8 protein-coding genes are annotated in these 9,529 nt (G+C 50.3%); 2 read left to right on the top strand and 6 right to left on the bottom strand.

The genetic code is table 11. The annotated features are described in order from the left end of the window. Positions 1 to 36 precede the first annotated feature (36 nt). From KQ940_RS01285 to KQ940_RS01275, 3 genes are all read right to left on the bottom strand, one after another. Entirely contained in the window at positions 37 to 450 is a 414-nt protein-coding gene (locus tag KQ940_RS01285) for a YbhB/YbcL family Raf kinase inhibitor-like protein (RefSeq protein WP_217410910.1), read from the bottom strand. Positions 451 to 1,083: 633 nt separating this feature from the next. Beyond that, positions 1,084 to 1,914, bottom strand: coding sequence for a TIGR02391 family protein (locus tag KQ940_RS01280; RefSeq protein WP_217410908.1), 831 nt, complete (start codon positions 1,912 to 1,914; stop codon positions 1,084 to 1,086). 107 nt (positions 1,915 to 2,021) lie between these two features. After that, positions 2,022 to 4,211, bottom strand: coding sequence for a hypothetical protein (locus KQ940_RS01275; protein ID WP_217410906.1), 2,190 nt, complete (start codon positions 4,209 to 4,211; stop codon positions 2,022 to 2,024). Positions 4,212 to 5,136: 925 nt separating this feature from the next. Here KQ940_RS01275 and KQ940_RS01270 point away from each other — a divergent pair. Both KQ940_RS01270 and KQ940_RS01265 read left to right on the top strand, forming a co-directional pair. After that, positions 5,137 to 6,672: a PAS domain-containing sensor histidine kinase gene (locus KQ940_RS01270; RefSeq protein WP_217410904.1), complete on the top strand. Its 1,536-nt coding sequence runs from the start codon at positions 5,137 to 5,139 to the stop codon at positions 6,670 to 6,672. Further along, positions 6,672 to 7,289 (top strand): response regulator transcription factor, encoded by a 618-nt coding sequence (locus KQ940_RS01265; RefSeq protein ID WP_217410903.1) that lies wholly within the window; start codon positions 6,672 to 6,674, stop codon positions 7,287 to 7,289. The genes KQ940_RS01270 and KQ940_RS01265 overlap by 1 nt, the downstream gene beginning before the upstream one ends. A 29-nt stretch (positions 7,290 to 7,318) precedes the next feature. Here KQ940_RS01265 and KQ940_RS01260 read toward each other — a convergent pair whose 3' ends face one another. The 3 genes from KQ940_RS01260 to KQ940_RS01250 all read right to left on the bottom strand — a co-directional run bounded on the left by KQ940_RS01260 (position 7,319) and on the right by KQ940_RS01250 (position 9,523). Continuing rightward, complete coding sequence (locus tag KQ940_RS01260; protein ID WP_217410902.1) at positions 7,319 to 8,116, bottom strand: alpha/beta fold hydrolase; 798 nt, start codon at positions 8,114 to 8,116, stop codon at positions 7,319 to 7,321. A 2-nt stretch (positions 8,117 to 8,118) separates the two neighbouring features. Then, a complete protein-coding gene (locus KQ940_RS01255; protein WP_217410901.1) occupies positions 8,119 to 8,529 on the bottom strand; it encodes a PaaI family thioesterase in 411 nt (136 codons plus the stop codon). A gap of 64 nt (positions 8,530 to 8,593) precedes the next feature. Next, positions 8,594 to 9,523 (bottom strand): electron transfer flavoprotein subunit alpha/FixB family protein, encoded by a 930-nt coding sequence (locus tag KQ940_RS01250; protein WP_217410900.1) that lies wholly within the window; start codon positions 9,521 to 9,523, stop codon positions 8,594 to 8,596. Between the last annotated feature and the right edge of the window lie 6 nt (positions 9,524 to 9,529).

The raw sequence follows: 9,529 nt of genomic DNA, 5'->3' as shown, positions 1-9,529 counted from the left end.
AAGTCGGTTTATTGATGCCTCGGTGGAGGGGACATCTCAAGTTGCGATTTTGGGGACTTTAGCAACCGGCACTGACAATTGACTATCCACCGTGTTGACACCCCGGGTTGCAGACCCGACATCGGCGCCGAGATGCGTCGTGTTGGGGTCGATGTCATACACCACCCAATAGACATGCACATCGGAAGGCCCGGCCTCATGATGCATGACCATGGCAAGGCTTTGCGTCCCGGCCGGCACCGACGACCAGCTGATTTCAGGTACGGCGCGGCTGCCATCGCAGGTGTGCGCCACGGGCATCGCACCGTTATCCGTTAGCGTCGGGCTGCTAAGTTTGAATTCGGTTGTGCTCGTTTGTTCTTTGCTTTCGGCAGCGCTGATACCGGTCAGCATCAGGGGGGATAGCCATAACAGACTGTGAACCAGCACCTTCCGATTAATTACACGCATTATTCATTCTCCCGGATACGAGGTCTATGGAGTGGGTACTGTTAGAGTAGTGTTGGAATACGGAGCAAAAATGAAGCGAGAGAATAGTCGATAATCCATTGTTTTTATTGGATCTATCCGGTGATGGAGTAAAGAATGTGTAGTCTTTGTGAAGGTTTACATCCGACAACGGGAGGGGGCTGCGCGGTTGACGTGTTGGACTTGTTATCACCACGCTTTCGGCTAGCTATAACCCTTAAGATTCTTTAAATCACCATCACGCTAATTAGGTAACTAATATCCGGCGGAAATAGGTCGGGCGTCGTTGGTGTTCGTCCCAATTGAAATAATTGGGGTCAGAGTTAAATAATTGGGGTCAGAGTTAGATTGCTTAAACGGTCGAAGAAAACCCAACGCGCTAAAGCGCTTGGGCAAAGCGGTAGCAACAAAGCTAAAACAGGCAAACAGCGTCGTCGCTAGTTTTGTCGAAAGGGTCCTACCCACACACCGGTTCATGCGCATTTGCGCGCATTCTTACACTGATTTCATTTATTAAATATTGGCTGACACGGAAATATGAACACCCTCCAAATAACGTTTAGCTCACCGGAGTAATGCAAGCGAAGCGAGTATTATGTCCGGTGTAGATAATTTTTAATTACTTGTTCGAACTTTCGTTGCCGCTTCCAGAATAAATAGTTGATTCAATAACATGAACTCTCTTATATCTTCATGAATATCGTCATCAGGTTCCTGGTGAGCACGACGATGTCGAAAAGCCATAAAGACACTCGAAAACAGAGTTGCACGTCCTTTAACTTCACTTCCGTCTAAGTCACCCCAGTATAGAGGAGCATCTTCTCCCTGAAAGGCTTTAGAGAACAACTTTGCTCCTGTTTCTTGAGTCAGCCCCGACTTTTCCTTTATAAGGCGCTCTAGCAACCTATAACCAGCCAGCAATGCGTTGTCAGGATTTTGCTTAAAAGAAATTGCAATTTCATACAACCTAGGGTCTATCAACGCAAGAGGAATTTCAGCCGGAAAATACCGTTCTACATTGAATATTGAATAATGGCGTTCATAAATATAGTCATGCCATCTCTGAGGTCTTACAGGCTGCTGCTCGGACAGCCAGTTTATATCTCTTTCTGTAAGGGCAGATCTATCTATTCGCTCTAATAACTTATGCGGGACTATATACTCATCGATTTCTTGAGTGAACTTTCGGAGCACTGACAAAATATAGGAAAAAGACCTTGGCCCTTCACCTGAATAACCAGATGTAAAACCAGACTTTATTGCAATATCCACATCGTTATCGACATTCAATAAAAGTGCGTGATGGCAGTCATAAGCGCTACCCGAAGTTAAGATTTTCATTTCATTTATTACTCGACCGAAGTGAATAATTTCTACTACTGCATCTATACAGTGTCGTGAAATACCACCTACCCCTCGATAATCTATACCTGCCAACCTTGTCATAATAGTCCATTATTCCTACCCAAAAAAAAATAGCCAGAGTAAAATTAAAGGCGCAATTTCACTCACTCTTACTCTGACACCATTTACTACTGATAGCATCTATTAAGTTAATTAGAATCAAGATTGAGATTATATTCATATCTCTTCATACGATCCGTTTTTAACCGATCCGACAAGTCAGCCATTAGTGTCGAAATTCTACCGGGCTCGAGGTCTTTCCAAGTGCCAACTTCATGCATAATTTTGTGAAAAGCGTCATCTTTCAGACGGTGACCTAGTTGGATACCAAATATACTGGGAAATATTGTTTTAAATGACTCTCTAGCCTGTACACAACTCGGAGACATTGAAATGAAGTTTAAGATATACTCCGGCCTCATAATGTATTGATGACCTTTCTCTCTCACCAATTCTACTGTATGCCTTACAACTCTAGTTTGATTTGTCATCCACCATGTTTTAAGTCCAAATTCACTTGCTTTCGATGTCTCCTTATTTTTATTACGTAATCCATAAACACCATACACCTGAAGTGCCGTATTATAGGCAAGAGTCTCATGCTTTTTATCTTCATTAGCCATCATTCTCTGAGCAAGCTCTTTAACCCTTTTTTCTGGTGAAATCGATTCAAGTTCAGAGTTGTCGACGTATTCCAGCCTGAATTCTGATATAAGATATCGTTTTATCTCATCTCTTCCTAGTGGCTTTTCAATATTTGAATAAGTAACAAATTGCTCTAAGAACTGTTTCCACCCTCTAACCTTTCCTTCATTCTTAGCATAAAAATATGATCGAATTAAAATTTTCCCACTATTCCGTGATATTTCATCAGTTATATAAGGTTCCATCTCTGCAAAATAGTTAATAAACTCATAGTAAGTTCCCTTTACATGTGTATATACCTCATCGACTACACACTCAGATAGCAATAGCGACATTCCAGAATCAATAGCAACACGTAAAAGGTTTCTTGCAACCTGATCTTCTTTGTCGAGGTACCGTTCTGATAAGGCCTTTACCAATATGTCGCTACCTAAAAAAAGTCTAAAAGAGGCACTTAAATTACTAAAATATTCAACAACTCTAGGTTCTGTTTGAAGAGAAAAAAGAAGCACATAGGTCCGAGAAAGATTATTAAAATATTCTCGTTGCTTTGGTGAAGCCTTATAAAATATCCTTCGTATTATTAATTCAAGCTTTTCCCTATAATACTCTACTTTCGACGCATTCACCCTTGCACTTACCAACGCATCATCAATGCAATCATGTACGATTGGAGGAGGATCTGTTTCGTCATCAGTGGACAAGAAGTGAGAAAAAAGCAATCCCTGCCTTTCAAATATCGAATGGACTATATTAAAAGTAAGCTCAGCCAGTTCATTCGAAACGTCTGGTTCAACAGAAGAATCTTCAGAAGCGATTGATCTAATCTCATCAAGAAAGCAGATTTTAAGACTTTCATCCTCACTATTCTCTTCTTTTATAACTTTTCTCGTTTCATAAGGTAGGCAGTACTTATTGCCCTTTTTACCGTAGTACCTTACCTCCCTCCCCATTTCATCCTTTGTTCTCATTTTTTCTAGACGTTTTGACAAATGAGGTTTAATTATTTTTTCTGCCCAAGGGAAATTACTAGTTATTTTCGAATATATTTCACTCTCCGTCATAAATATATTCTTATCTGGGTCTGTTTCAGAAAGACCCCACAATATCAAAGTATCAGTAACAGAGTGCACTAACTTCCTGTTACCTAGTCTGTTGGTAACTTCGTGTTGTAGAAAGACAAATGCCGAAGGATCGTTTACATGACCTGATGGCTGGATTCCTTTTTGTTTTGGAACATATTCCAAGTAATGAGTGTAAGTCGCCAAATTATTATGGTAGGCAGATATCGTTCCAACTGTGTCATTTATATGACTAGATATATATTTTTTATCCCTAATCCTAACAATCACATCCAACTCTTCAGTTAATAACTCCTCTTCCCTATCTATATGTGAAACAGCGCGAGGAGTCATATAAATAATCACCCTGACATCTCGCCCAAATTCCTTAAGCCTCTTATATGTCCCTCTAATTTTGGCTCTATGATCACTTACTCTTGTGAACTGATAAAATGTACCAGACTTTCCGCACTCATATATTCCATCTGCGCCGCCATCTTTAACTCCACCAAGCGGCACGAACTCTCTTCCTTCTAGTGCTGAAAAAAAGCTTTGCGAAAACCTTTCAAAAGCAAAGCCTTCAACCTTATCTAAGGCAATATCCACGAGCTCTAAATTGACGGATTCATTCATAAACTTAAATCAGCCTCAGTTTTCAGTTTCCTAAAATTTCGTTTTCCCGATCATTACCCGAACCTATACGGAAAATATTTATAAAAATCGGAGTTTTTAATTATTTAATAAATTTTTATTTTTTAACTCGAATATTATTTATTATCACTGGCGTATCATAAACCGCCCTTTTCATATCAACCAATCCGTTTCTTTTAGCGCCAAATCCAGTTCCAAGACAACAATTACTGGAGCACTGGCATTAGAATTAATTATCAATTCCGATTCTATAAACCAGTTATTAATAAACATTGAAATAGCATTGACCTTTATAGGCAGTATACAATCTTGAATTATAAAACCATAGTCTCTGACAGTTTTTTTTTGCAAATAAGTCAAAAATCCACATTAAAATAAGGTTAACGCTAGTTATTTATCGCCGTTACCGAAATTATATTGAGACGTATAACTCAATATTTATACCTTTACATATCCTATATCACATGCCAAATTTAATTTACATGTTATTATTTCAAGAAATATATATCTATATTTTTAACGTTCACCCAACCAATCCCTCATGAAAGACTACCTCAGGAAAGTGGACGCCAGACGGACAAGTTACAGTACCCACGCGTAGCGACGGTGCTCGCTGTTTCCACGCAAACGTGCATTTGGAAGAGTTCCGTGAATTCAAAGTAGGCTTTAAAAGGTTGTAAGCATCCATAATCAGTCCCTTCGGATCTTCTGCGAGCTAGCGCATGCGTCTACTGCCTGTCTGACGCTTTCCCCAAGTTTGCTACTGTCTGAATAACCGTACAAGCCCTATCTGCATTCGATATCCGGCCCCTGGCCCTGATAAGTGTTTTCACCTATTTTTTGCAGTATTCTACAGTCATGTAATTGAAATGCCGGAGCTTACTCCGGGTATACCCGAGGGGGTGTCATGTCTGTGCCAATGCCAGCCCAGTTGGAGCAGTGCCGCGCCGAAGCGGATCGTTATCGCCTGCTGGCCGAGCAGTCCACCGATATGATCTCGCGCCAGACGCCGGCGCCGGACTGGACCTATATCGATGTCAGCCCGGCGGTCGAGCGTCTGCTCGGTTATACGCCTGAGGAGCTGATCGGTACCCGCGGGCGCGATCTGTTCCACCCGGAGGATGCCGACAACCTTGAGCGTCGTGCCGAGTCGGTGCGTTACGACCGGGGGATGTACACCAACGTTTACCGTTATCGCCATAAGCAGGGGCACTACGTCTGGCTGGAGACCACCAGCCGCACCATTCGCGATGAGCAGGGGCAGCCGCTGGAGATCATCTGCGTTACGCGCGATGTCACCGAGCGTGAACGGGCGCTGCAGTCGATGCGCCGTCTGGCCCGCGTGGTGGAGGCATCCAGCGATATGATTCTGTTCTGCAGCCCCGATGCGCTGCAGTTGACCTATCTGAACGAGTCCGCCTGCCTGACACTGGGGGTGCGCCCTGAGAACCCGGGGGCTCTGCATCTGCCTGAGCTGTTTACCCCGGCTATCGCCGAGGGCGAGCTGCAGGCGGCGCTGAACCAGGCCGCTCAGACCGGCAGTTGGGAGGGTACGCTGGAGATGCATCTGCCGACGCAGCAGCGCAACGCCGAGGTGCGCGAGATCATCGCCCACCGCAACCGGCGCGAGAACATGAAGGTGGAGTACTACTCGATCATCGCGCGGGATGTCACCGTCAAGCGCAAGGCCGAGGAGGAGGTCAAACGCCATCAGTTGGAGATGGCACATATGTCGCGCCTGCTCAGCGTCGGCGAGATGGCCACGGGACTGGCGCATGAGCTGAATCAGCCGCTGGCGGCGATTCTGAACTACAGCAGCGGTGCGCAACGCCGTCTTGAGGAGGGTTGCGCGGATCCGGTCGGCACCGCCAACAAGGCGATCGAGCTGATCACCCGCCAGGCCAGGCGCGCCGCCGAGATCATCAAGCGGATGCGCAGCTTTGTGCGCAAGACCGAGTACCAACGCCTGCGTTTCCCGATCAACGAGGCCTGTGTGGATGTCAGCAAATTCCTGCATCAGGAGGCGCACGACCACAATATCCGCTTTGAGATGGATCTCGATACATCCAATCCAACGCTGTTGGCGGACAAGATCCAGATCGAACAGGTGTTGCTGAACCTGATGCGCAACGCCATCGAGGCGTATAACGATTGTGACGATCGTGGCGATGATTGTAGCAAGGCCCCGCGACCCGTTATCCTCTCTACCCGCAGGAACGAAGGCGAGTTGCATATCACCGTCACCGACCAGGCGAAGGGGATCTCGGCCGAGGCGCTCAGTCAGCTGTTCGAGCCCTTCTACACCTCCAAGTCGACCGGTCTGGGCATGGGCTTGCCGATCTCCCGCACCATTATTGAAACCCACGGTGGGCAGCTCTGGGCCGAGAGCGACGGTCACTCCGGCACCCGCTTCCACCTTAAACTGCCGTTGAAGGAAACATGATGCTGCACCCTGCCCCCGGCACCGTTTTTATCGTCGATGACGACGAGGATTTCCGCGACTCCATGCAGTGGCTGCTGGAATCGGCCAGCCTCAAGGTCTCCGGTTTCGAGTCGGCCCAGGCGTTCCTCGATGCCTACGACGGAGAGCTCGGTTGCCTGCTGCTGGATGTGCGTATGCCGGAGATCAACGGCTTGGCGCTACAGCAGATTCTGCGCATGCGCGGTATCAGCCTGCCCACCATCGTCATGACCGGTCACGGCGATATCCCGATGGCGGTCAGCGCGATGAAGAACGGTGCGATGGATTTTATCGAGAAGCCGTTCGACGATGAGGTGATGCTGCAGCTGGTCAACCAGGCACTGGCCCAGGCGGCAAAGCAGCAGCAGGCCCAGGCGCAGAACAGCCAGATCCACGACAGCTATGCCCAGTTGAGCCGTCGCGAGAAGGAGGTGATGGCGCTGGTGGTCGAGGGGCAGTCCAACCGTGAGATCGCCGAAACCCTCGGCATCAGCCCGAAGACGGTCGAGGTGCACCGCTCACGGGTGATGGGCAAGATGCGGGCGGGCAGCATCGCGGAACTGGTGCAGCAGGCGGCTCGGCTTAATCCAGGTGCTTAATCCGAGCGCCTAATCTGCGGATCGATCATTCAGTCGATCAGAAGGCGAATAAACGGCACCATCAGATCAAACACCGCATCCGGCCTCTCCAGATGCGGAATGTGACCGCAGTTGTCGATAAACGCCGCCTGCGCGTGCTCACCGATCCCCCGGCAGATATCCTCCACCTGTTGCGGCAGGCCGTACTGGTCATCCCTGCCCTGAATGATCAGCGCCGGACAGCGGATCTGCGACAACCAGGGGCTGAGATCGATATTCAGATGGAAGCTCTCACGCAGCCAGGTTTCGGTCCAGGCCTTGAACAGCAGCTCGGTACGATCGCCGTGATAGCGCTCCAGCCGTTGGTGCAGATCCGTGGTGCGGTAGATGTCCACCGCCTGACGCACGCCGGCCAGGGTCAGTTCGTCGGCGTTGATATGGGCGGCCTCGGTGATCAGGCCGCGCACCCGGTCACCCAGGCAGGCGGCGCCGAGCAGCGCGATGCTGCCGCCGTCGCTATGGCCGATCAGGATCATATGCTCGATACCGGCGGCCTCGCTCACCTGTGCCAGGTACTGCTCCCCTTCTACCAGCAGGTAGTCGTTGCCGCGCGGCAGTTCGATCGGCGTCGAACCACCGTAACCCTGACGCTCATAGATCAGCAGATCGCACCCGCAGCGTTCGGCCAGCTGTTCGGGGAACTGCTTCCACATGCGGATATGGCCCAGCGCTTCGTGCAGGAACACCAGCGTCGGCCGCCCCGCACCCTGCGGATGGCGCCCATGCAGGGCATGTATCTGCACGCCATCCGGCAGTTGCAGCATCAGCTCTTCAAACTGAATAGTCACACTTAGCGCTCCGGAATCGAGTAGGTCATGGTGGCGTGGGCGACCGGCTCTTCGTCACCATCCGAGCTGATATAGACCTCGCCGACGCCTAGACGCTTGCCCACCTTGAGCATCTTGGCGTAGGCGATAATGTCCGCGCCGGAACGAGGCTTGCGCAGGAAATTGATATTAAGGCTGGTGGTCACCGCCAGCGGCACGGGGCCGATCCGACTGAGCAGCGCGGCATATACCGCCACATCGGCCAACCCCATCATCGCCGGGCCCGATACCGTGCCTCCGGGCCGCAGGTGCTGATCGTCCACCGGCAGGCGCATCTTCGCCCAGCCCTCGCCAAGCTCGATCAGCTCGCCGTACTGCGCGCCCTGCGGGAAGTGTTCGTTCAGGAACGCGACCAGTTCATCGAAGTTCATCATGATTGTTATTCTCCTGACAAAACAGGGCGCCTAAGCGCCCTGCTATCGACTAGCCGAGATCGGGTTACAGCTTCTGCTCCAGCTCCGGCACGGCGCTGAACAGATCCGCCACCAGGCCGTAGTCGGCAACCTGGAAGATCGGTGCCTCCTCATCCTTGTTGATCGCCACGATCACCTTGGAGTCCTTCATACCGGCCAGATGCTGGATCGCACCGGAGATACCGACTGCAATATAGAGATCCGGCGCGACGATCTTGCCGGTCTGGCCCACCTGCATATCGTTGGGCACGAAGCCGGCGTCCACCGCCGCACGTGACGCGCCAATAGCGGCACCGAGCTTGTCGGCCACTTTTTCCAGCAATGCGAAGTTCTCGCCATTACCCATACCGCGACCACCGGAGATAACCACGCGTGCAGAGGTCAGCTCCGGACGCTCGGACTCGGCAACCTCTTCGCTGACAAAGCTGGAGAGCCCAGCCGGGGACACCGCACTCAGGGTAACCACCTCGGCACTGCCGCCGCTGGCCGCCACCGGATCGAAACCGGTACCGCGCACGGTGATCACCTTAATCGGATCAAGCGACTGCACGGTGGCGATGGCGTTACCGGCGTAGATCGGACGGCGGAAGCTGTCGGCACTTTCGACGGCGATGATATCGGAGATCTGCGCCACATCGAGCAGCGCCGCCACTCGAGGCATCAGGTTTTTGCCATTGGTGGTAGCCGGCGCCAGGATATGGCTGTAATCGCGACCGCACTCGGCGACCAGCAGCGCCAGATCCTCGGCCAGTTGATGTTCATACAACGCGGCGTCGACGCACAGAACCTTGTTCACGCCCGCCGCCGCAGCGCCCTGCTCCGCGACCGCCTGGCAGCCACTGCCGGCCACCAACAGATGGATGTCGCCGCCGATCTGGGTGGCTGCTGCCAGTGTGTTCAGCGTTGCACCCTTCAGGGTGCTGTTGTCATGTTCCGCAATAACCAGAATAGCCATCAGATC

Source organism: Marinobacterium ramblicola, from assembly GCF_019084545.1.
Taxonomy (GTDB): Bacteria; Pseudomonadota; Gammaproteobacteria; order Pseudomonadales; family Balneatricaceae; genus Marinobacterium_D; species Marinobacterium_D ramblicola.
This window is presented reverse-complemented; position numbering and strand designations above follow the sequence as displayed.

Coding starts and splice junctions, on each gene's coding strand:
- KQ940_RS01285 (WP_217410910.1), bottom strand. CDS start 450: ATGCGTGTAATTAATCGGAAGGTGCTGGTTCACAGTCTGTTATGGCTA.
- KQ940_RS01280 (WP_217410908.1), bottom strand. CDS start 1,914: ATGACAAGGTTGGCAGGTATAGATTATCGAGGGGTAGGTGGTATTTCA.
- KQ940_RS01275 (WP_217410906.1), bottom strand. CDS start 4,211: ATGAATGAATCCGTCAATTTAGAGCTCGTGGATATTGCCTTAGATAAG.
- KQ940_RS01270 (WP_217410904.1), top strand. CDS start 5,137: ATGTCTGTGCCAATGCCAGCCCAGTTGGAGCAGTGCCGCGCCGAAGCG.
- KQ940_RS01265 (WP_217410903.1), top strand. CDS start 6,672: ATGCTGCACCCTGCCCCCGGCACCGTTTTTATCGTCGATGACGACGAG.
- KQ940_RS01255 (WP_217410901.1), bottom strand. CDS start 8,529: ATGATGAACTTCGATGAACTGGTCGCGTTCCTGAACGAACACTTCCCG.
- KQ940_RS01250 (WP_217410900.1), bottom strand. CDS start 9,523: ATGGCTATTCTGGTTATTGCGGAACATGACAACAGCACCCTGAAGGGT.